Here is a 23,489-nt window from a genome sequence, read left to right as displayed (position 1 = left end):
CGACGATGAAATGCTGGCAGCCGTTCCTTGATCCGGACCCCAGCGGGTAGGTCGTGACGCGGCGAAGTGACGCGGGCCCTAGGGATACTTGGGTCAGAGATCGACTGCAGGGCGATACCCGTTCCCAAGCCCGCGCCATCGTGACGCACTCACAGTTGATGAGTCGCCGGAATATCGAGGTCGAAAACGAGTGGCACATGGTCACTTAGGTCGGTGCCGACCCAATCGACGAAAGCCCCCGACCTCAACAGATCGCAAGCGGTCGCGCCAAGTCTCGGGGATGAAGGCGTAGTCGACGTGGTAGCGCGGGCCGTAGGCCAGACGGTCACGCCAACATGGAAGGACTTTCAAGCCAACGGGGTCGCGACGACTGAACTTGGACAATGAACATGTGCCGACCGTGCTTGTCGGCGCCTCAGCTGCAAGAGCCGAACAAGAGTCAAGCTGTCTCGGACTCAATTGCCGTGATCAGATCTCGAATGAACGTGTAATGATCTGCTGAACTCAGTTCCGTCAATACCTTTACCCGGCCGCCCCCTAAATCAGACACTGTATGGGTTAACAATTCGATCTTCGCTGTCGACTGCCGTCCTGACGTCTTTTCGGTAACGCGCACGTCAATCTCTAGTCGGCGAGCCCCGATAGCCGTGGCATACTCACTCGACCCGGATGCACTTGACCTTGTCACGCCACCCATCTTCTCCGCCAAACCCGCTGGCTGCTTGAGTCCGGCAAGGAAGCTGGTGAAACCTGGCCGAAAAAGTTTGTCGAGAGGGAAGCCGAGATCGACCACAGTGGAGGTCATATAGGCGATCAACTCGACATGGGGCTCAAAATCGCGCCAAACTCGAGCAACGCCTGCGGAAGCCGACACCAGCACTGCAAGGCGCTTACACAAATACTCGGACTCGTCGGAACTGCCGTTCACTGACGCGCTGATGGTCTGTTCGCTGACAGCCAGCGACGAGATGGGGGTTATCCGTGACGTGTCAGGGATACTGAGGTGGCCACCTTGAAAGTATAAGACAGAGTCGTCGTCACTTAAGGTGTGCTTGATGAGTGATGACAGGTCTATTGAGCTGCGGACATCAGGCGGTACGCCTTTAAAGAGTTCGCTGGTATTTAGTTGTGCGCCAAACTCGGTCTGTACTGCCTTAACTAGCGCGCCCGGGTCGATGGACTCGCGCGGTATGAGCGCTGGCCACATGTTTAAGCTCGCACGCGAATATTCGTCCCGGATCACGGCGTTCCGCCCGGCGGACGATGAACGCTCCCGTTCGGCCTCTCGCAATGCCCTTCGAAGGTCATCTGGGGTGCCAGAACCTTGCCCGATGCTGTTGCTCGAAATGGTCATCACATACCCCCTGCCCTGGAGACTTGTTGCCTAACTTCATCTTGGCAAGTTCGGATTCTGGTCTGGGTCTCGTCGGAAAGTCCCGAACTGACTGCTTCACGCAGTAGTGCGACCACCTGGTCTCGCAAGCCATCGTCTAGGTAAAGAAACAAGCGTCTATTCGATATGTAGTCGCTTTCCGAGATGGACCCCTTTTCGAGCGTGTCCTGCAATAGTTCGTGGCACTTTTCTAGTGCATCTATCCTGCGATCCCGTACTGGCTCTAGGAAGCGCATCTCCGCCTCTCGCTTGCGTTGTGAGAGTTCGAGAATAAAGCGCTTCCGGGCGGCAGTCTGGGAGATGACTTGTCCGCAGAGGGCGGCGGCGGCGCCAATTCCCGCCCCGATTATCGTGTAAGCCTGCGGTTCCATCGCGCCCCTGTCTATATCGCGGCCCATGAACCGAGCCCTTCCGTCGACAGCCTAGTGCAGTGGGCATCGCGCAACCGGGATCACGGTGACGTGTGGTAAGTCGCGGCTAGCGTCCGCGGTGCTGGCACAAGGAGCGGTCATACGGTGACAGCGGGTCTCGTGCGGCAGCCCCACCCCGAGCCCACCGGTCCTACGGGAGCCGGGTTGACGGCTTGTCCGCATTGAATGGCTGTCGGCCGGGTAGGGCACGCCTGCCAGTCGTGCTTGCTTAGGCCTGACGAAGTCTCGCGGCTACGTCCGCGGCTCATGGGACGAGAGGCTGGACTTCGATGGTTCCCTGCTTCCCCCGCGCTCAGCCCGTACTGCGAATTGTGGTCGTGGCGTCCAAGGACGCACTTGTCCAGCCGTCCTCCTGCGAGCCGCAGAGTGTGTGGGCTGGGCCGCCTGCTTGGCAGCTCAGTTCGAGAGGGGGGGGGTGCGAACGGCCCGAGCAACACCACCAGCGTTCCATGAACACTAGGATCCCGGGCATGGTCCGTCTAGACGCCGCTGAACAACGTGCGGAACTGCAGCAGCAGCGACGCAGAGTTGACTTCGATTCCTACGACATCACTGTCGATGAACTCGTTCGACGTGTCGCAAAAGGCCGTATCGAGATAGCGCCGGCCTATCAGCGTCAGTTCCGGTGGGGTCCGGAGAGGCAATCGCGGTTGATTGAGTCTCTGCTTCTGGGCATCCCTGTTCCGCCGCTCTTCATGGCCACGAATGTGGAGGAGGACGAGGGCACCTCTTGGGAAGTGGTAGATGGCCTCCAACGGCTTCTCTCGCTCACCAACTTCTTGGGGAACGAACAGACGCGTCGTGTAGCACGCCTTGAGGGCCAGCCATTAAGGCTGCAGGGCCTCGAGATCCTTGCAGGGCTCGACGGATGCCTGGCAGCCGATCTTCCGGCCGACCTACGTGAGGGCCTCATCGATCGTCCCGTCAAGGTGATCGTGCTCAACGACAAGAGTGATCTACAGGTACGGTTCGACCTCTTTGAGAGACTCAACACAGGCGGCGTGCGCCTCACGGACCACGAGGTGCGAGAAGCCGTATACGCGGGCGAATTCGTTGACCTGCTAACAAATCTTGCGAAGACTACGCAGTTCCGGACCGTCGTCACGCTACCGCAGGGTCGGCAGGTAGACGGTACGCCGCAAGATTTCGTCCTGAGATTCTTCGCCTTTAGAGAGCGGTACCGGGAATTCGACCATTCAGTCAAAGACTTTCTGAACGGCTTCTGCCGAGACGCGGCCTCGACGCCCAATGTTGCGGTCCGCAGTGCCGAATTCGAGCGTACATTCCACTTCTTAGCTAAGGTCTTTCCCCGCGGTCTCCGCAGAGGGCGCCAGTCGACTACTCCTGTCAATGTTTACGAGGCAGTGTCCGTAGGTGCCGCCCTCGCGATAGATCAGACAGGAGATCTCGCCATGCCACTATCCACCGCGTGGGTGGAATCGGAGGAATTTCGTGGCCTGACGACGGGGGCAACAAATGACCGGCGGCGTGTTGCTGGCCGGATTGAGTTTGCCCGGGATCGCTTCATGGCAGGACAATGATCACCGTACAGTTGCACCTGGATGCCCTTAGTGACCGCATCGCCGTCGCGAACCGCTTGCTGGACGAAACTCACCCGGGCGGAGGCGGTGTGGGCCCAATCTCCCGTGAGGCCCGAGGGCTAGCGGTTGTTCTTCTCTTTGCAGCATACGAAAACCTGCTCACATCGCTTACGCGCACCCTCATCGAGGGTGCAATTCGATGCCGCGTCGGTAATGGGAGGCTCCGTCCAGGGCTTCGCGCTCTTGCTCTCGAGGGGGCAGCCAAGTCCATCCGAGATGTTTCGGAGAAAAAGTTGCATGTCAATGCCCTACCGACCTTGGTGGACCTTGCCGCGCCAGCGGGCCGACACTGTACGCTCGACCCGAGCAGCTTCCCCAGCGACGGTTCATTCATGAAGAGAAGCCAGATCGAGCTATGGTGCCGGACTTTTGAAGTCCCGCACCCCGCCGCATTGCTGCATCGGACATGGCCGGTGATCGACACGGTCGTGTCTGAGCGAAATGGAGTCGCCCATGGTCGCTTGACGCCGGAAGACGTGGGACGACGATATTCGGAAGCCGACATGCGGCAGTTGATTGCGAACTGGCACGACGATTGGAAGGACTTCCTATTGGCTGTTGCTGCCAGTGCGCAGAAACGCGACTTCTATCGGACTCCTTGAGGTGCATTCGATTGGCATCTCCCTGCACGATCGGGTCCTGCAAATGCTGGTCTAGCGGATGAAGGGCCGCCCTCGGGAAGTGGGCGCGAGTTGTAGGAGGTCGGTAAGGAGAAGGGGGCTGAGCGTCGGGCGGCCTGGAGACCGCACTGAGGGGCGCTGGGAGGTGCCCCAAAGTGGGCGGGGTGACGCGGGTTGCGACGGCAGTTCTCAGGCGGGTTTTCAACCCTCCGCGGGTAGGTTCACGACGTGAGTGACTTCAGAGGTGTGCCCCACGCAGCGGCTGTTTTCGGGCGGGCTGCCCACGTCCGGGGGCTCGTGCTTGCCGCCGGCGCCGGCCGCCGGATGGGCGGACCGAAGGCCCTGCTGCGCCGCAGCCCTGAAGAGCCGACCCTCGTCGAGTCCGCCGTCCACCTCCTCCACGCCGGCGGCTGTGCCGGCGTCACCGTCGTGGTGGGCGCCGCCGCCACTGAGGTGACCGACATCGTGAAGGCCCTCGGCCGCGACGTCGATGTCGTCACGTGCCCCGACTGGGACGAGGGCATGGGTGCCTCGCTCCGAGCCGGTCTCACCGCGCTGGCCCGGTCGACCCACGAGGGCGAGGGGTGTGTCGACGCGGTGCTGGTCACCCTCGTCGACCTTCCCGACCTGACACCCGAGGTCGTGGCGCGCGTCCTCGACGTGCCCGCCCACGTAGACAACGCCCACAGCGACCACGTCGACGAGACCGAACAGCCACACGGGGCACACCACTCGCTCGACCTCCGCGCCACGAGCGACCCCGAGCTGCGCGCGCAGCTCAAGCGGGCGGCATACGGCGGCGTGCCAGGCCACCCCGCGCTCATCGGTCGCGACCACTGGGAGGAGGCCGCTGCGACAGCCACCGGAGACCAGGGCGCCCGCACCTACTTCCGCACGCACGACCACGAGCTCGTCGAGTGCAGCGACCTCGCCACCGGCCGCGACGTCGACACGCCCGACGCGCTCAACACGTCGCGCTGAACGCCCCACGCTTCCGCGAGCAACGATCATCAGCGATGCTCAGGTCATGGACCCCCTCTTCGCGAGCCCCGACGCCGTCACGACCGCCCTCGGCGGCACCGGCTACCTCGCCGACGAGGCGCTCGCGACCGTCACCTTCCTCGCGACGAGGCTGAACCGCCCCATCCTGCTCGAGGGTGAGCCCGGCACCGGCAAGACCGCCCTCGCCGAAGCCCTCGCCCAGTCCCTCGACCTCAAGCTCATCCGCCTCCAGTGCTACGAGGGCATCGACGCGACGCAGGCCCTCTACGACTGGGACTTCCCGCGCCAGATCCTGCACCTGCGCACCGTCGAGGCGCTCAGCCGCGACGAGCACCACGACGCCAAGCAGCTCGAGGCCGAGCTCTTCGACGAGCGCTTCCTCCTCGCGCGCCCCGTCCTCCAGGCGCTGCGCGAGGCGCCGTGCGTGCTGCTCATCGACGAGATCGACCGCGCCGACGACGAGTTCGAGGCCTTCCTCCTCGAGGTCCTCAGCACCTGGCAGGTGACCATCCCCGAGCTCGGCACCATCGCCGCCAAGACCCCGCCGATCGTCGTGCTCACCTCGAACCGCACCCGCGAGCTGCACGACGCCCTCAAGCGCCGCTGCCTCTACCACTGGATCGACCACCCCGGCCTGGCCCGCGAGCTCGAGATCGTCCGTACGCGGCTGCCCGAGGTCTCCGAAGCCCTCGCCGAGCAGGTCGTCACCCTCGTCCAGCGCCTGCGCACGAGCGGCGAGCTCATCAAGCCGCCCGGCGTCGCCGAGACCCTCGACTGGGCGCGCGCGCTCGAGACCGTCGGCGCCACCCGCCTCGACCCCGAGGTCGCCGCCGCCACGCTCGGCGCCGCCCTGAAGTACCGCGAGGACTCCGAGCGCATCCGCGCCTCCCTCGACAAGCTGCTCACGGCCTGACGAGCCCGACCCGACCGCACCATGCCAAGCACCGACGCCCACGAAGACCTCGAGCCCGACGAGCTGCTGCTCGGCTTCGCCCGCGCCCTGCGCGCAGCCGGCCTCGCCGTCACCGCCGACCGCGAGCGCACCTTCCTGCTCGCCGCCGCCACCGTCGGGATGGGCGAGCGCGCGCACGTCTACTGGGCCGGCCGCTCGACCCTGACGAGCACACCCGCCGACTTCCCGGCATACGACGAGATCTTCGAGCGCTGGTTCGGCGGCGAGTCGATCCCCAAGGGCCGCAACGTCGACATCGTGCGTCCTCCGGTGCGCCAGGCTCCCCTCGACAGCGGCGAGGGCGAGGGCAGCAGCGACGACACCGACACCCTCGAGGCCCGCGCCAGCGCCCAGGAGGTGCTGCGGCACCGCGACGTCGCCACGCTCGACGCCGCCGACCGTGCCGCCGCCGCCCGCCTCTTCGCCTCCCTCGCGCCGCGAGCCCCTCAGAGAAGGGCCCGCCGCCACGTCCGCGCAACGAGTGGCACCGTCGACGGCCGCGCCACCCTGCGCGAGCAGCTGCGCCGCATGGGCGAGCCCGGCCGCGTCCACCACCGCCGCCGCGGCGTACGCCCTCGCCGCATCGTGCTGCTCATCGACGTCTCCGGGTCGATGAGCCCGTATGCCGACAGCCTCCTCCGCCTCGCCCACGCCTTCGTGCGCGCGGTGCCCCACGTCGAGGTCTTCACCATGGGCACGCGCCTGACCCACGTGACCCGCGCCCTGACCGAGCGCGACCCCGACCGCGCGCTCGCCGCCGCGGGCCGCGTCGTGCCCGACTGGTCGGGCGGCACCCGCCTCGGCGACTCCATCGGCGCCTTCCTCGACCGCTGGGGCCGGCGTGGTATGGCCCGGGGCTCCGTCGTCGTTGTCTTCTCCGACGGCTGGGAACGCGACGGACCGGAGGTGCTCGGTGAGCAGATGCGACGCCTCGCCGCGCTCTCGCACCGCGTCGTGTGGGCCAACCCGCACCGCGGCAAGGCCGGCTACGAGCCGGTGCAGCAGGGCATCGTCGCTGCCTTGCCGCACATCGACGACTTCGTCGCGGGCCACTCGCTCGCGGCGTTCGAGCAGCTGATCGAGGTGGTCTCCCGTGCGTGAGGTGATGGAAGAGCTGATGCAGTGGTGGTCGGCCGGCGAGACCGTCGGCGTCGGCACCGTCGTCGGCACCTGGCGCTCCGCCCCGCGGCAGCCCGGCGCGTCGATGCTCGTCGGCCCCGGCGGCGAGGCCGTCGGCTCCGTCTCGGGCGGGTGCGTCGAGGGCGCCGTCTACGAGCTGAGCCAGGAGGTCGTCGAGACCGGCACCCCCGTGCTCCAGCGCTACGGCGTCAGCGACGACGACGCGTATGCCGTCGGGCTGACCTGCGGCGGCATCCTCGACGTCTTCGTCGAGAAGGTGAACCGCGAGACCTTCCCCGAGCTGGGCGCCGTCGCCGACGACATCGCCGCCGGTCGACCCGTCGCCGTCGTTACCGTGATCGAGCACCCCGAGCCGGCGTGGGTCGGTCGGCGCGTGGTCGTGCACCCTGAGGCCGAGGGGCCTGACGAAGGCGACGACACGGCATCCGTGCTCGGCTCGCTCGGCAGCGGCCGCGCAGATGACGCCGTACGCGACGACGCGAGAGGGCTTCTCGCACAGGGACGCTCGGCGATCCTCACCTACGGCCCCGACGGTGAGCGTCGCGGCGAGGGCATGCGCGTCTTCGTCGCCGCCCACGCGCCCAAGCCGCGGATGCTCGTCTTCGGCGCCATCGACTTCGCGGCCGCCGTGGCGCGCGTCGGAAGCTTCCTCGGCTACTACGTCACCGTCTGCGACGCCCGGCCCGTCTTCGCGACGAAGACCCGCTTCCCCGGCGCCGACGAGGTGGTCGTCAGGTGGCCGCACGACTACCTCCAGAACGAGGTCGACGAGGGCCGCATCGACTCGCGCACGGTCATCGCGGTGCTCACCCACGACCCGAAGTTCGACGTGCCGCTGCTCGAGGTCGCGCTGCGGCTGCCCGAGGTCGCCTACATCGGCGCCATGGGCTCGAGGCGCACCCACGAGGACCGCCTTGCCCGGCTGCGCGAGGCCGGCCTCACCGACGACGAGCTGGCCCGGATGAGCTCGCCCATCGGCCTCGACCTCGGCGCCCGCACCCCCGAGGAGACGGCCGTCTCGATCGCCGCCGAGATCATCGCGCTGCGGTGGGGCGGGGCCGGCGAGCGGCTCGCAACCACCGAGGGCCCGATCCACCACCACCATCCCGCCCACGACCCGGAACCCTCGCACTGACCTCGCCCCGAGACGATCGAAAGAACACTCCGTCCCGTCAGCGAGGCTGCGCGGTCCCGCTCGCGGGGACGGAGTGTTCTTTCGATTGAACGGTCTCTGCTCAGTTGAGGCGGATCCACTGGTCGCCGGCGCGGCCCAGGCGAGCGCAGCCGCCCCCGTCGAGCACCGCGTCGAAGGCGTTGTACAGCGTGGTGATCGGCCGGTACGTCGCCGTGCACTTCGGGTCGTCCGCGGCGGTTGCGGTCACCCTGCCGTCAGGGGCGACCGACAGCCGACCCTTGCGGTTCCGGTCGGCGGCGGCAGGGTCGCGCACCTCGTACGCGCCCGCTGCCGTGATGGTGAGCACCCGACCCGTTCCCTTCAGCAGCCAGGTGCCCGCCAGGTCGCCCAAGCCCTGGACGGGAGTGGTCGCACGAGCGGCCCACACCGACGACAGGCCTTCGCTGGCGGGAGACATCGGCGAGATCCGGGTGAGGTCCCAGGAGTCACCCTTGGCGAGGTTGCACAGCCGGCCCTGCGTGGGCGTGCTCGTCACGACGGTCGCCCGCATGCGTCCCTCGTCGGTGATAGCGGCCGAGAAGCGTGTGGTGCAATCGGGAGCCTCGGTGTCAGTGGTCGTGAAGCCACCCGGAACCAGACTCAGCCGGTGCGTCGCCGACGGCAGGAAGAGGTCGTTGGGCCCCCCATCTATGGCGAGGGCTCCGGTGCGGAACGTCCAGAGCCACCCGGTCGGGTCCTGGCCCTGCTTCGGTTCCTCGCGCCAGATTCCGGCGAGGTCGGTCATGGTCGGCGTGGGCGCCAGGTCGGACGACGTGGTGGGCGTCGCGGCAGGTGCCGGTGTCGGTTCCGGTCCACTGCGGAGGGCGAGGGCGCCGAGGACCACGCCCGTCACTGCACAGGCAGCCACGGCCGCTTGGAAGATCCTGTTGCGCCGTCCTCTGCTCTGGGCCTGCTTCGCGGCCCGCTTCTGCTCGAGCTCCTGCTCGAGCCGGTTGACGTCCTGGGTAGTCATCTCGAGTCCTTCTCCGTGGCCGCGCAGCAGCTCGCTGACGCGGCGCTCGAACGTGCTCATCGTGATTCCTCCAGACGGGCCTGCAACGTGGCGAGGCCCCGGTGCGCATGGCGTTTGACGGAGCCGACACCGATCTCGAGGAGCTCGGCGGTCTCCCTCTCCGTGAGCTGGAGGTAGTAGCGGCAGGTGATGACCTCCCGCTGACGGCGCGGCAGCCCGCGCACCTGGTCCGCGAGCCGGCTCGCCTCGTCACGAGCCACGACGTCGGTCGCGGCGTCGGCGCCCGCCTGGGCACCGACGGCGCTGAGCTGCAGCTGCGGCTGCCCCCGCCGAGCGCTGTAGAGGCGCCGCTGGTCGGAGCGGCAGCGGTTGATGACGCCGGCGCGGAGGTAGGCCAGTGCCGACGCCTCGTCGCGCGGGGGCCAGTGCCGGAACAGCGAGAGGTAGACCTCCTGGACCGCGTCCTCGGCGCGCTCCCGGTCACCGAGCAGGCAGTAGGCGAGGCGGACCAGCTCGACGCAGTGCGAGCGGAACAGGCCGGTGAGCACCTGCTCCTTCGTGACGTGCGCTGCAGTCGACTCCATGCGGATCGCTCCCGTGGCCACTTCCCACCTCCGACGGACACCGTGTGTCAGAGGAGAAGTCGCTCGTCCTCCTGAAAGGTTGACACTCCCTGCGGATTTGTCGAGTGGCTCGCGAACCACAGGGGCCGCTGCGGGCCGTACGGTGAGGCACCCCCAGGTGACGAGGAGACGGTGATGAGGCGTTCGAGGTGGCTGGTCGCGCTGTCCGTGCTGGTGCTGGGGGCGTCCACCGCCTCGGCCGCACAGGCAGATCAGGGTGGCGTCGACCCCGTCCCCGGGCTGCCCGTCTACCTCGCTCTCGGCGACTCGGTCGCGAACGGCCAGGAGTCGGCGCCGCGTGTCGTCGACTACGCCACGACGGTCGCAGGCTGGCGCGCGAACGGCTACGTCGCCCAGCTCGCCGACACGCTGCGCGACCGGTTCGACTGCTCGCCGGCGCGGAGCGTCAACGCACGCTCCGGCTGCAGGGCCCTCCAGGTCGTCAACCTGGCGCGCTCGGCGGTGCCCGCCATGGACGGCCACCCCGCGCTGCCCGGTGTGACCACCCAGACGGTCATCGACGAGCAGCTGCCGCAGGCGACCGCCCTGCTGCGCGCTCGCAACCACGACGCCAACCCGCGCAATGACGTCGAGGTCGTCACGCTCACCGTCGGCGGCAACGACATCTTCGGCCCGATCACGACGGCCTGCCTCGGGCCCACCCCGGCGACCTGCCCCGCCGCCATCGGGGCGGCCTTCGCCGCCTTCTCCAGCAGGTATGCCGCGGTGCTGGGTCAGCTGCGCGAGGCCGCCGGTCCGGGCACGCCCATCGTGACCATGACGTACTACAACCCGCTGCGCTCGTGCGTGCTCGGTCAGGGCAACCCGGCGGCCGGCGCCTTCGCCGACTGGTTCCTCGAGGGCGGCACCCTGCCTGGGCTCGGCACGCTGCCGGCCGGCTTCAACGACCTCATCACCGCGATCGCGGCGCAGCACGGCGCGCGCACGGCAGACACGTTCGGCATCCTGGCCGGCACGGACCTCGTCGGCGGCGCCGACTGCCTGCACCCGAACCGGTCGGGCCACACGAAGATCGCGGCAGCCTTCGCCGCCCAGCTCGTCGGCTGAGGATAACCGAAAGAACACTCCGTCCCCGACTCGAGACCCGCGCGGGCCCGCTCGAAGTGGACGGAGTGTTCTTTCGATTGGAAGGGCGATCGTGCTCCGCTCCGGGGAGCAAGATCCGAGTACGCGCGCCCTATCTGCGTCGAGTGACGGGCCGGCGGCTCAAGTGCGAGGGCGCCAGCGCTTCCAGAGGGCGGTGGCCTGCGCGCGCACCTTGCCGTCGAAGCGCAGCTCGACCTCGACCGTCATCTGCGGCTCGTCAGCCGCCGTGACCGCTGCGAACAGCTCGACCGTGTCGTGCAGCGGCGCGGGCCGCAGGTAGCGCACGTCGAGCCCGGCCGTCACGTAGGAGAGGTCGGCGCCGGGCAGCGGCGGCCACCCGCCGCGCTCGGCCTCGAGCATGACCGCCGCGGCACTGTGGCAGTCGAGCACCGTGCCGATGATGCCGCCGTTGAGGTAGCCGAGGCCGTTGTCGTGCTCCGGCCACGGCGTGAACGTGGCCGTGACCCCGTCGGAAGCCGCGCCGCCGAGCGGGTAGCTCCTGAGCTGCAGCCCCTTGGCATTGGCCTGCCCGCAGCCGAAGCACGGCAGGTCGGGGTAGAGGCGCTCCTGGATGCTCAGCTGGCTGGACGAGTCGGGCATGGCGCACAACCTACACAGCGGCCTGCGTCACAGAATTGGTCCAACCTCTTGATGAGTTGACCCGTTGCCGGGCACAGTGGCCCCCATGAGTCAGAGTGGATTCGGCCCCGTCGCGCGACGCTCGGTGTCCGACGAGGTGTTCTCCGAGCTGCGCGACGCCGTGCTCACCGGCCGGTTCGCCCCTGGCGATGCCCTGCCACCCGAGCGCGAGCTCGCGGCCTCGTTCGCCGTGAACCGGCACGCCGTCCGCGAGGCCCTCCAGCGTCTCCAGGTCGCCGGCTTCGTCAAGGTCACCCACGGCGGCGGCACCCGCGTGCTCGACGTGCGCAGCAGCGCCGGCCTCGACCTGCTCGCCCACCTCGCCCGCTCCGGCGAGGGCCTCGACCCGACGATCCTGCGCGACGGCCTCGAGATGCGCCGCTGCATCGGCGTCGACGCCGCGCGCCTGGCTGCGACCCGAGGCACCGCGGAAGGGCACCAGCGCATCGTCGCCGCCGCGACGGCATACGGCTGCCCCGACATCGACGACGCCGACCGCACCTTCTGGCTCGAGGTCGTCGAGGCGAGCGGCAACTTCGCCTTCCGGCTCGCCCTCAACTCGCTCACCCACGCCATCGACGGCGCCCCCGGCTCGCTCGACGCGCTGCTCGCGGCCGACCGTGCCGACCTCGTCCCGCACGCGCCCCTCGCCGCCGCCATCGCGGAACGCGACGCCGACGCGGCCGCCCGCCTCGCCGACGCCATCCTCACCCAGGCCATCGACGTGTGGGCCACCCTCACCGACGGCGGCCGCACCCTCGACCACCTCACCAAGGGCGCGTGATGGTCGACCTCATCGTCACGGCAATTCCGTTCTTCATCGCGTTCATCGTCATCGAGGTCCTCTCGCTGTGGCTCGCCCCCGACGACGACGAGGTCGGCTACGAGGTGCGCGACACCGTCACGAGCCTGTCGATGGGCATCGGCAGCGTCGTCGTCGGCATCGGCTACAAGGCCCTGCAGCTCGTCGTCTACGCCGCCCTGTATGCCGTCACGCCGCTGAGGCTCGACACCTCGCTCTGGTGGGTCTGGGTCGTCATCTTCCTCGCCGAGGACCTCGCCTACTACTGGTACCACCGCAGCCACCACGAGGTGCGCATCCTCTGGGCCAGCCACGTCGTGCACCACTCGAGCCAGCGCTACAACTTCTCGACGGCGCTGCGCCAGACGTGGACCCCGTTCGGCGGCATCCCGTTCTGGGCACCCCTCGCGCTGCTCGGCGTGCCACCGTGGGCGATCTTCCTGCAGCAGTCGATCTCGCTGCTCTACCAGTTCTTCCTGCACACCGAGCGGGTCGGAAAGCTCTGGCGCCCAGTCGAACTCGTCATGAACACGCCGTCGCACCACCGCGTCCACCACGGGATGAACAACGGCTACCTCGACCGCAACTACGGCGGCATCCTCATCGTCTGGGACCGCCTCTTCCGCTCCTTCGAGCCCGAAGGTGAGCGCGTCGTCTACGGCCTGACGAAGCAGCTGCGCACCTACAACCCGCTCGTCGTCGCCACCCACGAGTACGCCTCGATCTGGCGCGACGTCAGGGCCGCCCGGTCGTGGCGCGACCGCTGGGGCTTCGTGCTCCGCGGCCCCGGCTGGCAGCCGGACACCGGGAAGCCCTGACGAGAGCGGTGTCGCGGGTCTACCGTGATCTCGCCCTCGGGGGACGAGTCGCGTCATCGCGCACACCCTCGAAAGGTCGCACATGAAGAAGATCTGGCTCACCCTCGTCGCCGTCCTCGCCCTGATGGTCGGCGCCACCGCGCCGGCCGGGGCGGTCACCGACGGCACCCTCGACGGCGACGGCCACCCGTACGTCGGCCTCATGGTCGCCCAGGACGCGGACGGCACGCCGCTCTGGCGGTGCTCCGGCACGCTGCTCAGCTCGACCGTCTTCCTGACGGCGGGCCACTGCACGGAGTCACCTGCCGCGCACGTCGAGATCTGGTTCCAGTCCGACGTCGAGAACGGTCGGCCCGGCAACGGCTACCCCAACAAGGGCCAGGCCAGCGGCACCCCGCACACCATCGGCACCTACGACCCGAACGCGTTCTTCCTCCACGACGTGGGCGTCGTCGAGCTCAGCACGCCGATGGAGATGTCTTCCTACGGCAAGCTGCCGAAGACCAACGAGCTCGACGCCCTCAAACCGCGCCGGTCCACGACCTTCACCTCGGTCGGCTACGGCCTGCAGAAGGCGTTCCCTGACGCTGCCTCGTTCAAGGACTCTGCCCTCAGGATCCGGATGGTCGCCCACCCGCACCTGCTGCAGATCAACACCGGCTTCACCGGTCCGCAGTCGTTGCTGCTGTCCAACAACGCCAACACCGGAGGCACCTGCTTCGGCGACTCGGGCGGTCCGAACTTCCTCGGCACCTCCGACGTCGTGGCCGGCGTGACCTCGTTCGGCCTGAACTCCACGTGCGGCGGCACCGGCGGCGTCTTCCGCACCGACCGCGCCGACGTGCTCGCCTTCGTCAACGGCTTCCTGAACTGAGCCCCTGAACGCCCCTGAACTGACGGCATGGCAGAGGGCGTATGCCGCGTGGCCGGGCCACACGGCATACGCCCTCGGTGTGCGTGGGGTGGGGGAGCGTCAGTGGGCGCTCGAGGTCTTCCAGAGGTTGATGCCGCCCTCGACGGCGTGCTGGTCGATCGTGTCGAGCTCCTCCTGCGAGAAGTCGAGGTTGTCGAGCGAGCCGAGGCTGTTCTCGAGCTGGCCCACCGACGAGGCGCCGATGAGCACCGACGTGACGCGCTCGTCGCGCAGGATCCACGCGAGCGCCATCTGCGCGAGCGACTGTCCGCGCTGCTTCGCCATCTCGTTGAGCGCGCGGATGTGCGTGAGGTTCTGGTCGGTCAGCAGGTCGGTCGACAGGGACTTGTCCTGCGACGCGCGCGACCCCTCGGGCACACCGTCGAGGTACTTGTCGGTGAGCATGCCCTGGGCGAGCGGGCTGAACGCGATGCAGCCGACGCCCTCCTCGCCGAGCACGTCGAGCAGGTCCTCCTCGACCCAGCGGTTGAGCATCGAGTAGCTCGGCTGGTGGATGAGCAGCGGGGTACCCATCGAGCGCAGGATCTCGATCGCCTCGCGGGTGCGCGGACCCGAGTAGCTCGAGATGCCGGCATACAGGGCGCGGCCCGAGCGCACCGCGGTGTCGAGCGCGCCCATCGTCTCCTCGAGCGGCGTCGTCTCGTCGAAACGGTGGGAGTAGAAGATGTCGACGTAGTCGAGGCCCATCCGCTGCAGCGACTGGTCGAGCGAGGCGAGGACGTACTTGCGGCTGCCGCCGCCCTGGCCGTAGGGGCCGGGCCACATGTCGTAGCCGGCCTTGCTGCTGATGATGAGCTCGTCGCGGTAGCGCTTGAAGTCCTGCGCGTAGATCGTGCCGAAGTTGCGCTCGGCGCTGCCGTAGGGCGGACCGTAGTTGTTGGCCAGGTCGAAGTGCGTGACCCCGAGGTCGAAGGCCCGGCGCAGCGTCGCGCGCTGGCGGTCGAGCGGCACGTCGTCGCCGAAGTTGTGCCAGAGGCCGAGCGAGACGGCCGGCAGGTCGAGGCCGGAACGGCCCGTGCGGCGGTAGGTCATCGAGTCGTAGCGGCTGCGGAGCGCCTGGTAGTCGTCGGCGTGGAGAGTCATGCACGACAGTCTTGCGTATGCCGCCCGGTGGGCCGAGAGCGCTCGCCCGGCCGGGTCCGCGGGACGGGTTCTCCCGGTGCCCTTGTGCAGCAGGGGAAGCCGAGCAAGACTCACCGTGGGGAAGTCAACTGCAGTGCGGCAGGAGGACAAACAGCAATGACCCGTATCAATGTGACCGTCGACGGGGTGCGCTACTCCGACGAGGTCGAGCCCAGGACCCTTCTGGTCCAGTACCTCCGCGAAGGACTCGGCAAGACCGGGACCGTCGTGGGGTGCGACACGAGCAACTGCGGTGCGTGCACCGTGCACCTCGACGGAACGAGCGTGAAGTCGTGCAACGTCCTCGCCGTCCAGGCGGACGGTCACGAGGTGACGACGATCGAGGGGCTCGCCACGGATGGCGAGCTCCATCCAGTTCAACGGGCCTTCCACGAGACCCACGCCCTCCAGTGCGGCTACTGCACGCCCGGCATGATCATGCAGGCCTGCGACCTCCTCAAGGAGAACGCCGACCCGAGCGAGCAGGAGATCCGCGAGGGGCTCGAGGGCAACCTCTGCCGCTGCACCGGCTACCACAACATCGTCAAGGCCGTTCAGCAGGCCGCCAAGGACCTCAGCTCGCAGGCGGTGGGCTCATGACGATCACCGAGGACCGGGCATCCGAGACCCCGGCGGCCGAGATCGGCAAGGCGCGCACGCGCAAGGAGGACCAGCGCCTCATCACCGGACGCACCCGCTGGACCGACAACATCCAGCTGCCCGGCATGCTGCACCTCGCCATGGTGCGCAGCCCCTTCGCGCACGCGACGATCAGCGCGATCTCGGTCGACGAGGCCAAGGGGGCGCCGGGCGTCATCGCCGTCTTCACCGGCGAGGACCTCAAGGACATCCAGGGCGTCAACATCACGGCCTGGCCGATCAGCGCCGACCAGAAGACGCCCGACCACCTGCCCGTCGCCGTCTCGCACGTCGCCCACGCCGGTGAGATCGTCGCGGTCGTCGCGGCGCGCTCGTCGGCCGAGGCCCGCGACGCCGCCGAGCTCGTCGACGTCGACTACGACGAGCTGCCCGCGGTGCTCGACCTCAAGGAGGCCGCCAAGGACGAGGTGCTCGCCCACCCCGACCTCGGCACCAACAAGAGCGCCTTCTGGCAGCTCGACTCGGCCGGACAGGGCTCGGGCGGTGACGTCGACGAGGCCATCGCCAAGGCCCGCGACGGCGGCATCGTCATCGAGCGCGAGTACCGCCAGCAGCGACTCATCCCCGCCTTCATGGAGCCGCGCTCGACCGTCGTCGACCCGACCGGCGAGCAGGTGACGATGTGGTCGGCCACGCAGGTGCCGCACGTCCTGCGCTTCTGCATCGCCGCGACGACGGGCCTGCCCGAGTCGAAGATCCGCGTCATCGCGCCCGACGTCGGCGGTGGCTTCGGCGGCAAGCTGCAGACGACGCCCGAGGAGTTCGCCACGCTCGCGGTCGCCCGCAAGCTCGGCAAGCCGTGCAAGTTCACCGAGACCCGCTCCGAGACGATGGTGAGCGGCCACCACGGCCGCGACCAGTGGCAGAAGCTGACGCTGGCCGCAGAGAAGGACGGCACCGTCACCGGGCTCAAGGTCGAGCTAATGGCCGACCTCGGTGCCTACGCCGCCATCGTCGGCGGCGGCGTGCCGGTACTCGGCGCGTGGATGTTCAACTCCATCTACAAGTTCGGCGCCTACCAGTTCAACACGACGAACTACTACACGAACAAGACGTGGGTCGACGCGTATCGCGGGGCCGGGCGCCCCGAGGCGACCTACGCCATCGAGCGGCTCATGGACGAGCTCGCCGTCGAGGTCGGGGTCGACCCGCTCGAGATCCGCGAGAAGAACTGGATCAAGCACGACGAGTTCCCGTTCACCACCGTGGCCGGCATGACCTACGACTCGGGCAACTACGAGGCGGCCACCGCCAAGGCGAAGGAGCTCTTCGGCTACGACGAGCTGCGAGCCGAGCAGAAGCAGCGCCGCGAGTCGAACGACCCGGTCCAGCTCGGCCTCGGCGTCTCGACGTTCACCGAGATGTGCGGCCTCGCGCCGTCCCGCATCCTCGGCGCCCTCAGCTACGGTGCCGGCGGCTGGGAGTCGGCGAGCATCCGCATGCTCGCCACCGGCACCGTCGAGGTCGTCACCGGCACGTCGCCGCACGGCCAGGGCCACGAGACGGCGTGGAGCCAGATCGTCGCCGACCGCCTCGGTGTGCCGTTCGAGAACGTCGAGGTGCTCCACGGCGACACCCAGATCGCGCCCAAGGGCATGGACTCCTACGGCTCCCGCTCGCTCGTCGTGGGCGGTGAGGCCGTCCTGCGCGCCGCCGACAAGGTCATCGAGAAGGCGAAGCCGATCGCGGCGCACCTGCTCGAGGCCAGCGTCGACGACGTCGAGTTCAAGGCCGGCACGTTCGGCGTCAAGGGCACCGACAAGGGCGTGACGATCTCCGAGGTCGCGCTCGCGACGTGGACCGGTCACAACCTGCCCGACGGCATCGAGCCGACCATCGACGCCGATGCGACCTTCGACCCCGACAACTTCTCGTTCCCGCACGGCACCCACCTGTGCGCGATGGAGGTCGACACCGAGACCGGTGCCACGAAGATGCGCAAGTACGTCTGCGTCGACGACATCGGCACCATCATCAACCCGCTCATCGTCGAGGGGCAGGTGCACGGCGGCCTGGTCCAGGGCATCGCTCAGGCCCTGTGGGAGGGCGCCGAGTACGACGACCAGGGCACGCTCGTCACGGGCTCCTTCGTCGACTACACGCTGCCCACGTCGGCCGACACGATCAGCTTCATCACCGACCACACGACGTCGCCGTCGACGTACAACACGTTGGGCACCAAGGGAGTCGGAGAGGCGGGCACCATCGCCTCGACCCCGGCGGTGGTCAACGCGATCGTCGACGCGGTGCGCCACCTCGGCGTCAACGACATCGTCATGCCGTGCACGCCCGAGCGGGTCTGGAAGGCCATCCAGGCCGGTGCCGCCGTCAACACCGAGGGTGAGCGCGACGCGGCGCCGCACTTCGACGAGGGAGCGCCCAACCAGGACCCGGCATCGGGTGCGAGCGAAGGGAGTGGCCAGTGATCCCCGCACAGTTCGACTACGTCGCACCGACCTCGGTGGCCGACGCCGTGGCCGCGCTCGCCGAGCACGGCGACGATGCCAAGGTGCTCGCCGGCGGTCAGTCGCTGCTGCCGATCCTCCGGATGCGCCTCAACGCACCCGGCGTCGTCATCGACCTCGGGCGCATCCCCGAGCTCCAGGGCGTGAGCGAGGACGGTGACCACCTCGTCATCGGTGCCATGACCACGTATGCCGCCGTGCTGGCCTCCGAGGCCGTGTCCACGCACGCCGCCCTGCTCAACAAGGCGATCGCGACCGTGGCCGACCCGCAGATCCGGCACCGCGGCACGGTCGGTGGCGCGCTCGTGCACGCCGACCCCGCCGGCGACGTCGGCGCCCCGGCGCTCGCGCTGGGCGCCGAGCTCGTCATCGCCGGCCCGGGCGGCTCCACGCGTACGGTCGCGGCCGAGGACTTCTTCGAGGACCTCTTCACCACGGCCGTCGGCGAGGGCGAGCTGCTGACGCAGATCCGCATCCCGAAGCACACCGGGTGGGGGGCGCACTACGAGAAGTTCGTGCGCGTCAGCCACCAGTGGTCGATCGTCGGCGTCGCGGCGACCGTGCGCAGCGAGGGCGGCTCGATCGCCGAGGCACGGGTCGGGCTCACGAACATGGGCTCGACCCCGTTGCGCGCCAAGGCGGTCGAGGAGGCGCTCGTCGGCAAGCAGGCCACCGACGAGGCGGTGCGCGAGGCTGTTGCGTCGGTCGCCGAGGGCACCAACCCGCCCTCCGACCTCAACGGCGACGCCGACTACCGCAAGCACCTCGCCACCGTGCTGACGCGGCGTGCGGTGCTCGCCGCGGCGGGAGCGTGATCGCCGGATGGAGCTGACGCACTCCTTCACCGTGCCGACCTCGGTCGACGACGCGTGGGCCCTCTTCATGGACCTCGAGCGCGTCGGCGGCTGCTTCCCAGGGGCGACCGTGACGGAGGTGACCGACGACGGCTTCTCCGGCACGGTCAAGGTCAAGCTCGGGCCGATCGCGCTCGTCTACTCCGGCTCGGGCTCGTTCGTCGAGCGCGACGACGCGACGCACCGCGCGGTCATCGAGGCGAAGGGCAAGGACAAGCGCGGCAACGGCACCGCCGGCGCGACGGTCTCGATCGAGCTGTCGCCCGACGGTGACGGCGCGCGTGCCGACGTCACCACCGACCTCGCCGTCACCGGCAAGCCGGCGCAGTTCGGCCGGGGCGTCATGCAGGACGTCTCCGACAAGCTGCTCCAGGCCTTCGTCGCCTGCATCGAGAAGCAGCTCGGCGCTGGCGGTGGCGAGGAGGTGGCTGCTGCCGCGCCGGCCGCGCCGGCCGCGCCGACTGCGGCGGCCGAGCCGGCCGCAGACGACTCTCCCGCAACGGGATTCGTCGAGACCGGGTCGGACGCGCTGGCAGCCGACACGGGCCCTCAGGCGGCGACGCCCGCGGTCCGAGCGGCACCGCCGCCGCGTCGGGTCACGTCCGACGTCGAGGAGGACGCCCCGCTCGACCTCGGGTCGGCCGTCATGCCCGTGCTCATCCAGAGGTACGCCGGCTACGCCGCAGCCGCCGCCTTCGGCGTCGTCCTCGGCTACCTCATCGGCCGAGGCTCGCGCGACACCTGACCGACCAACCCGATCGAGAGAACGCTCCGTCACGCCCCTGTGCGTGACGGAGCGTTCTTTCGTTTGGAGGGGTGGGGCTCCACTCCGTGATCGAGAGTCGGGCGTGAGCTCGGGGTCAGGGGTGGTGGAGCGGGGTGGCGACGAGGACGCTGATGTCGTCGTACTCCTCGCGAGCCGCGTCCCACCGTCCGCCGCACGTCGCGAGGAAGAGCCGCTCCGGGCCGCTGGTGTCGTAGAGGTGCGCGGTGGCCACGATGCGCGGGTAGTCCCGCTGGGCGTCGACGGCCGGCCACACCTTCGCCACCCGGTACGAGCAGACGGAGCCGTCCGGCTGCACGGTCTGGATGAGCTGCCCGGCCGTGGCCCGCGTCGGGAAGTCCTCACCGAAGACCGCCGACCCGTCGCGGTAGGTGTGCCCGTCGAGCAGCACCGTGCCCGCGCCGCTCCCGGGTCGCGGACCCTCGGCGTACCACCCGACCTGGCTGATGTCGGTCGGGTTCCCGAGACGGTGCACGCCGGTGCCGCCGCTCGAACGGTCCCTCTCGAGGCCGATCCTCTCGACGGCGGCATCCACACCGAGGGCGGGGTAGACGACGCGCTGCGGCGCTCCCGGACGGCAGGCCGTCCCCTCGGCCGGGGTGACGGGCGGGTGGGCTTTCGCTGTCGGATGAGCGGCTGCTTCGGCCTTGGCCAGCGGTCGGTCGACGAGGAACCAGACTCCGCCGCCCGCGAGCAGCGTCACGAGCACGGGCACCGCCGCGCGTCCGACAGACGCACGGCGGTGCTCCCGGTGTCGGCCGCTGATCAGTCGACCTCGACGGTGTCGCGCCGGCGACGGCGGGTCCGCAGGGCGAGCACGCCGCCGGCGAGCGCCAGGGCGCCCACACCGATGACGATGTCGAGCGGGCTCGTGCGGTCCGCCACCTGGCCCATGCCGCCTGTGTCGGGGGCACCCTCACCGAGGGCCGGGACGGGCGCGAACGCGACGGTCGCCGGCGCCTCGGCGACGGCGGCGTCCGCGACGACGGGCGGCGCCGGGTCGATGGCCGGCGTGCTCCTCGGGGCGGTGGCGCCGCCGGCGACGACGGGGCCGCTGCCAGGTGCGGTCGGGGCCGGGCTGGTGGTCACGGTGGCGGTCGGCGTCGGGATGGTGGCGGTGCCAGGGCGTGCGGACGTGCCGGTCGCCTCGCGCTGCTGCGTCGTCGGGCACTCGGTGGCGGGTGCCTCGTCGTCGAGCGACACCACGACAGAGAGGAACTGGCCGTCGGAGAAGGTGTCGCCGAGCGCGGGCGCCACACCGCGGTCGTTGGTCAGCGAGGCGGCGTCGACGTGGATCGGGTTCTTGCCGCCCTTGAGCACCTCGTCCGCACCGGGCTTGTGCACGTACTTGCAGACCCACACCTTGTGCGGGTCGCCGGGGGTCGCCGAGGCGGACGGAGCGCCGAGGCTCCACGTGCCCGCGGCGGCGAAGGTGGTGGCGACGAGGAGGGCTGCGGCGCGCGACGGCACGCCGGCATGGGTGGTTCTGGGCATCAGTGAGTGCGCTTCCGGGCAGGGCGGCACAGACCGATCGGGTCACGAGCCGCGAAGGTGGAGGGTGTTGTGACACAAGGAAACTCAGTGACCGTGAGGGCGGCCGGCGAACCGTGGCGAGGCGCCTGGCGCCTCAGCCGAGGGAGAACATACACGACCCGAACACGCTGCGCTGCTCGGGAGAGTGTCGCGTGCGCCACCCCGCTCGGGAGCGTTCGCGGCGCTCCTCTGCGATGGTGGAGTCATGTCACGAGTCCTTCTCATCGGCGGCCACGGCAAGGTCGCGCTGCTCGCCGCCCCGCTCCTCGTCGCCGACGGCCACGACGTCACCTCCGTGGTGCGCAATCCCGACCACGTCGCCGACGTCCAGGCGACCGGCGCGACCCCCGCAGTGGTCGACGTGGAGTCGGCGTCCACCGAGCAGCTCACCGAGCTCGTGCGCGGCAGCGACGTCGTCGTCTGGTCGGCCGGCGCGGGCGGCGGCAACCCCGCGCGTACGTATGCGGTCGACCGCGACGCCGCCATTCGCTCGATGGACGCGACGGCCGCCGCCGGAGTCAGCCGCTACGTCATGGTGTCCTACTTCGGCGCGGGCCCGGATCACGGTGTGCCGCAGGACAACCCGTTCCACGCCTATGCGGACGCGAAGACCGCGGCGGACGCGTACCTCGAGGGCACCGACCTCGCCTGGACGATCCTGCGCCCGAGCGCCCTGACGCTCGACGCGGCGACGGGACACATCGCCGCAGGCGAGGACGTCACGGCCGCGCAGGTCTCGCGCGACAACGTCGCCCACGTGATCCGGTCGGTCGTGTCGCACCCCGACTCGACGTCGCGGCGCGTCATCGCCTTCAACGACGGGCCGTCGCCGATCGACGAGGTCGTCGGCGGCGCCTGACCCGACTGGCCCGCCGGACCCGCCTCGTCAGTGCCGGGCGACGTGCTCGGCGATGACGAGGTCCTGCCACGCCATGCCGACGCTCTTGAAGACGTTCGGCCGGTCACCGGCTCGCCTGACCCGTCCGAGCACGACCTCCTGAAGGGTCTTCACGTCGTCCCAGTCGATCGCGCCCTGCGCGGCCGCGAGGATGACGTCGCCGGCCTCCCGGTGGGCGGTGGTGATGTCCTCGACGACGACGAGGGAGCGTCCGAGCAGGCCGGAACCCAGCTCACGGCGGTGCGCCTCGTGCGACCCGATCGCCACGACGCACGCGCCGTCGGCCACCCAGTCGTCGCCGAGCACCGGCGTGGCGGCGGACGTTGCCGTGACGACGACCTGCGCCTGCCGCACCGCGTCCTCGACCGCGGCGTCGTCGACGGTCAGGGCCCGCACGTCCAGCCGCCCGCTGCCCCTGAGGCTCGAGACCCGTTGGGCGGTGGACCGGGCGGCTTCGGAGCGCCGCCCCACTACCGTCACCGAGGCCGTATGCCGGATGGCGAGCAACGCCTCCACGTGACCGACGGCCTGCGGGCCCGTGCCGAAGACCACGGCTGCCTCGACCTCGGCCGGCGCCAGCGCGTCCATCGCGACCGCCGAGACGGCCGGCGTGCGCAGCGTCGTGACGGCGGAACCGTCGATGAGCACCGACGGGGTGAGGGTCTCGGCGTCCATCAGCACGTAGAGGGCCTGGATGCGCTCGAGGTCGCGCGCCGGGTTGCCGGGGGCGACGGACAGCACCTTGACTCCGGCCGACCTGCGGCCGACGGACGGCATGAGGAGCAGCTGCCCCTCGCCTGCGGGCACCGCCTGACGCAGCGGGTCGGCGGAGGGGTCGAGGCCGTCGGCCAGCGCCTGCCGCACCAACCGCCGGGCGCGGTCGGGCGTCAGCGACCGGCGAACCGTGGCGGCGTCGACCCAGCGTGGTTGTGGCATTGCTCGACTCTAGGTGGGGGCTGGCAGG

23 protein-coding genes are annotated in these 23,489 nt (G+C 69.4%); 15 read left to right on the top strand and 8 right to left on the bottom strand.

All coding sequences use genetic code 11. The features are described from left to right. Nucleotides 1–439: 439 nt before the first annotated feature. Nucleotides 440–1,354 carry a hypothetical protein gene (locus ACXR8F_RS04405; RefSeq protein ID WP_458798906.1) on the bottom strand — a complete coding sequence of 305 codons (915 nt, stop codon included), beginning with the start codon at nt 1,352–1,354 and terminating at the stop codon, nt 440–442. A gap of 940 nt (nt 1,355–2,294) precedes the next feature. On the opposite strand from ACXR8F_RS04405, the gene ACXR8F_RS04400 reads away from it, so the two are divergent. The 6 genes from ACXR8F_RS04400 (at nt 2,295) to ACXR8F_RS04375 (ending at nt 8,274) form a co-directional block, all read left to right on the top strand. Next, nucleotides 2,295–3,365 carry a GmrSD restriction endonuclease domain-containing protein gene (locus tag ACXR8F_RS04400; protein ID WP_458798905.1) on the top strand — a complete coding sequence of 357 codons (1,071 nt, stop codon included), beginning with the start codon at nt 2,295–2,297 and terminating at the stop codon, nt 3,363–3,365. Between the two features lie 392 nt (nt 3,366–3,757). Continuing rightward, complete coding sequence (locus ACXR8F_RS04395; RefSeq protein ID WP_458798904.1) at nt 3,758–4,027, top strand: hypothetical protein; 270 nt, start codon at nt 3,758–3,760, stop codon at nt 4,025–4,027. Between the two features lie 246 nt (nt 4,028–4,273). Next, nucleotides 4,274–5,026, top strand: coding sequence for a nucleotidyltransferase family protein (locus ACXR8F_RS04390; protein WP_458798902.1), 753 nt, complete (start codon nt 4,274–4,276; stop codon nt 5,024–5,026). Between the two features lie 46 nt (nt 5,027–5,072). Next, nucleotides 5,073–5,960, top strand: a complete 888-nt coding sequence (locus ACXR8F_RS04385; RefSeq protein ID WP_458798901.1) for an AAA family ATPase — start codon at nt 5,073–5,075, stop codon at nt 5,958–5,960. Nucleotides 5,961–5,981: 21 nt separating this feature from the next. Beyond that, nucleotides 5,982–7,100 (top strand): vWA domain-containing protein, encoded by a 1,119-nt coding sequence (locus ACXR8F_RS04380; protein WP_458798900.1) that lies wholly within the window; start codon nt 5,982–5,984, stop codon nt 7,098–7,100. Then, on the top strand, nt 7,093–8,274 hold the full coding sequence (locus ACXR8F_RS04375; protein WP_458798899.1) for an XdhC family protein: 1,182 nt from the start codon (nt 7,093–7,095) through the stop codon (nt 8,272–8,274). The genes ACXR8F_RS04380 and ACXR8F_RS04375 overlap by 8 nt, the downstream gene beginning before the upstream one ends. 100 nt (nt 8,275–8,374) lie before the next feature. On the opposite strand, the gene ACXR8F_RS04370 is transcribed toward ACXR8F_RS04375, so the two are convergent. Then, nucleotides 8,375–9,346, bottom strand: coding sequence for a hypothetical protein (locus ACXR8F_RS04370; protein WP_458798898.1), 972 nt, complete (start codon nt 9,344–9,346; stop codon nt 8,375–8,377). Beyond that, complete coding sequence (locus tag ACXR8F_RS04365; RefSeq protein WP_458798897.1) at nt 9,343–9,870, bottom strand: RNA polymerase sigma factor; 528 nt, start codon at nt 9,868–9,870, stop codon at nt 9,343–9,345. The genes ACXR8F_RS04370 and ACXR8F_RS04365 overlap by 4 nt, the downstream gene beginning before the upstream one ends. A 174-nt stretch (nt 9,871–10,044) precedes the next feature. Between ACXR8F_RS04365 and ACXR8F_RS04360 the strand changes: the two genes are divergently transcribed. Further along, a complete protein-coding gene (locus tag ACXR8F_RS04360; protein ID WP_458798896.1) occupies nt 10,045–10,977 on the top strand; it encodes an SGNH/GDSL hydrolase family protein in 933 nt (310 codons plus the stop codon). Nucleotides 10,978–11,136: 159 nt separating this feature from the next. Here ACXR8F_RS04360 and ACXR8F_RS04355 read toward each other — a convergent pair whose 3' ends face one another. After that, entirely contained in the window at nt 11,137–11,616 is a 480-nt protein-coding gene (locus ACXR8F_RS04355) for a PaaI family thioesterase (protein WP_458798895.1), read from the bottom strand. A gap of 85 nt (nt 11,617–11,701) precedes the next feature. On the opposite strand from ACXR8F_RS04355, the gene ACXR8F_RS04350 reads away from it, so the two are divergent. The 3 genes from ACXR8F_RS04350 to ACXR8F_RS04340 all read left to right on the top strand — a co-directional run bounded on the left by ACXR8F_RS04350 (nt 11,702) and on the right by ACXR8F_RS04340 (nt 14,149). Next, nucleotides 11,702–12,439, top strand: a complete 738-nt coding sequence (locus ACXR8F_RS04350; protein WP_458798894.1) for a FadR/GntR family transcriptional regulator — start codon at nt 11,702–11,704, stop codon at nt 12,437–12,439. Then, on the top strand, nt 12,439–13,275 hold the full coding sequence (locus tag ACXR8F_RS04345) for a sterol desaturase family protein (RefSeq protein ID WP_458798893.1): 837 nt from the start codon (nt 12,439–12,441) through the stop codon (nt 13,273–13,275). Before ACXR8F_RS04350 ends, ACXR8F_RS04345 begins: the two co-directional genes overlap by 1 nt. Nucleotides 13,276–13,357: 82 nt before the next feature. After that, on the top strand, nt 13,358–14,149 hold the full coding sequence (locus ACXR8F_RS04340) for a trypsin-like serine protease (protein WP_458798892.1): 792 nt from the start codon (nt 13,358–13,360) through the stop codon (nt 14,147–14,149). 99 nt (nt 14,150–14,248) lie between these two features. Here the strand turns inward: ACXR8F_RS04340 and mgrA are convergent, their stop codons facing one another. Then, the gene (gene mgrA / locus ACXR8F_RS04335) at nt 14,249–15,292 is read right to left on the bottom strand and encodes an L-glyceraldehyde 3-phosphate reductase (protein WP_458798891.1); all 1,044 of its coding nucleotides are present in this window, start codon (nt 15,290–15,292) and stop codon (nt 14,249–14,251) included. A gap of 156 nt (nt 15,293–15,448) precedes the next feature. On the opposite strand from mgrA, the gene ACXR8F_RS04330 reads away from it, so the two are divergent. From ACXR8F_RS04330 to ACXR8F_RS04315, 4 genes are read left to right on the top strand one after another with little or no spacing between them, the layout of a single operon-like run. Beyond that, nucleotides 15,449–15,931, top strand: a complete 483-nt coding sequence (locus ACXR8F_RS04330) for a (2Fe-2S)-binding protein (RefSeq protein ID WP_045192842.1) — start codon at nt 15,449–15,451, stop codon at nt 15,929–15,931. After that, nucleotides 15,928–18,417 carry a xanthine dehydrogenase family protein molybdopterin-binding subunit gene (locus ACXR8F_RS04325; RefSeq protein WP_458798890.1) on the top strand — a complete coding sequence of 830 codons (2,490 nt, stop codon included), beginning with the start codon at nt 15,928–15,930 and terminating at the stop codon, nt 18,415–18,417. The genes ACXR8F_RS04330 and ACXR8F_RS04325 overlap by 4 nt, the downstream gene beginning before the upstream one ends. After that, complete coding sequence (locus ACXR8F_RS04320; protein ID WP_458798889.1) at nt 18,414–19,271, top strand: FAD binding domain-containing protein; 858 nt, start codon at nt 18,414–18,416, stop codon at nt 19,269–19,271. The genes ACXR8F_RS04325 and ACXR8F_RS04320 overlap by 4 nt, the downstream gene beginning before the upstream one ends. 7 nt (nt 19,272–19,278) lie before the next feature. Next, nucleotides 19,279–20,055: an SRPBCC family protein gene (locus tag ACXR8F_RS04315; protein WP_458798888.1), complete on the top strand. Its 777-nt coding sequence runs from the start codon at nt 19,279–19,281 to the stop codon at nt 20,053–20,055. Between the two features lie 115 nt (nt 20,056–20,170). Here the strand turns inward: ACXR8F_RS04315 and ACXR8F_RS04310 are convergent, their stop codons facing one another. Next, on the bottom strand, nt 20,171–20,809 hold the full coding sequence (locus ACXR8F_RS04310; protein ID WP_458798887.1) for a class F sortase: 639 nt from the start codon (nt 20,807–20,809) through the stop codon (nt 20,171–20,173). A 50-nt stretch (nt 20,810–20,859) separates the two neighbouring features. Beyond that, entirely contained in the window at nt 20,860–21,588 is a 729-nt protein-coding gene (locus ACXR8F_RS04305; protein WP_458798886.1) for a hypothetical protein, read from the bottom strand. Between the two features lie 244 nt (nt 21,589–21,832). On the opposite strand from ACXR8F_RS04305, the gene ACXR8F_RS04300 reads away from it, so the two are divergent. Next, on the top strand, nt 21,833–22,486 hold the full coding sequence (locus ACXR8F_RS04300; RefSeq protein ID WP_458798884.1) for an NAD(P)-dependent oxidoreductase: 654 nt from the start codon (nt 21,833–21,835) through the stop codon (nt 22,484–22,486). A 27-nt stretch (nt 22,487–22,513) separates the two neighbouring features. Here ACXR8F_RS04300 and ACXR8F_RS04295 read toward each other — a convergent pair whose 3' ends face one another. After that, nucleotides 22,514–23,461: an ornithine cyclodeaminase family protein gene (locus ACXR8F_RS04295; protein WP_045192849.1), complete on the bottom strand. Its 948-nt coding sequence runs from the start codon at nt 23,459–23,461 to the stop codon at nt 22,514–22,516. Nucleotides 23,462–23,489: the final 28 nt, after the last annotated feature.

The organism is Terrabacter sp. AAH1, assembly GCF_054456855.1.
This window is presented reverse-complemented; position numbering and strand designations above follow the sequence as displayed.

Coding starts and splice junctions, on each gene's coding strand:
- ACXR8F_RS04405 (WP_458798906.1), bottom strand. CDS start 1,354: ATGACCATTTCGAGCAACAGCATCGGGCAAGGTTCTGGCACCCCAGAT.
- ACXR8F_RS04305 (WP_458798886.1), bottom strand. CDS start 21,588: ATGCCCAGAACCACCCATGCCGGCGTGCCGTCGCGCGCCGCAGCCCTC.
- ACXR8F_RS04400 (WP_458798905.1), top strand. CDS start 2,295: ATGGTCCGTCTAGACGCCGCTGAACAACGTGCGGAACTGCAGCAGCAG.
- ACXR8F_RS04395 (WP_458798904.1), top strand. CDS start 3,758: ATGAAGAGAAGCCAGATCGAGCTATGGTGCCGGACTTTTGAAGTCCCG.
- ACXR8F_RS04315 (WP_458798888.1), top strand. CDS start 19,279: ATGGAGCTGACGCACTCCTTCACCGTGCCGACCTCGGTCGACGACGCG.
- ACXR8F_RS04295 (WP_045192849.1), bottom strand. CDS start 23,461: ATGCCACAACCACGCTGGGTCGACGCCGCCACGGTTCGCCGGTCGCTG.
- ACXR8F_RS04340 (WP_458798892.1), top strand. CDS start 13,358: ATGAAGAAGATCTGGCTCACCCTCGTCGCCGTCCTCGCCCTGATGGTC.
- ACXR8F_RS04300 (WP_458798884.1), top strand. CDS start 21,833: ATGTCACGAGTCCTTCTCATCGGCGGCCACGGCAAGGTCGCGCTGCTC.
- ACXR8F_RS04325 (WP_458798890.1), top strand. CDS start 15,928: ATGACGATCACCGAGGACCGGGCATCCGAGACCCCGGCGGCCGAGATC.
- ACXR8F_RS04385 (WP_458798901.1), top strand. CDS start 5,073: ATGGACCCCCTCTTCGCGAGCCCCGACGCCGTCACGACCGCCCTCGGC.
- ACXR8F_RS04350 (WP_458798894.1), top strand. CDS start 11,702: ATGAGTCAGAGTGGATTCGGCCCCGTCGCGCGACGCTCGGTGTCCGAC.
- ACXR8F_RS04355 (WP_458798895.1), bottom strand. CDS start 11,616: ATGCCCGACTCGTCCAGCCAGCTGAGCATCCAGGAGCGCCTCTACCCC.
- ACXR8F_RS04380 (WP_458798900.1), top strand. CDS start 5,982: ATGCCAAGCACCGACGCCCACGAAGACCTCGAGCCCGACGAGCTGCTG.
- ACXR8F_RS04345 (WP_458798893.1), top strand. CDS start 12,439: ATGGTCGACCTCATCGTCACGGCAATTCCGTTCTTCATCGCGTTCATC.
- ACXR8F_RS04365 (WP_458798897.1), bottom strand. CDS start 9,870: ATGGAGTCGACTGCAGCGCACGTCACGAAGGAGCAGGTGCTCACCGGC.
- mgrA (WP_458798891.1), bottom strand. CDS start 15,292: ATGACTCTCCACGCCGACGACTACCAGGCGCTCCGCAGCCGCTACGAC.
- ACXR8F_RS04330 (WP_045192842.1), top strand. CDS start 15,449: ATGACCCGTATCAATGTGACCGTCGACGGGGTGCGCTACTCCGACGAG.
- ACXR8F_RS04370 (WP_458798898.1), bottom strand. CDS start 9,346: ATGAGCACGTTCGAGCGCCGCGTCAGCGAGCTGCTGCGCGGCCACGGA.
- ACXR8F_RS04360 (WP_458798896.1), top strand. CDS start 10,045: ATGAGGCGTTCGAGGTGGCTGGTCGCGCTGTCCGTGCTGGTGCTGGGG.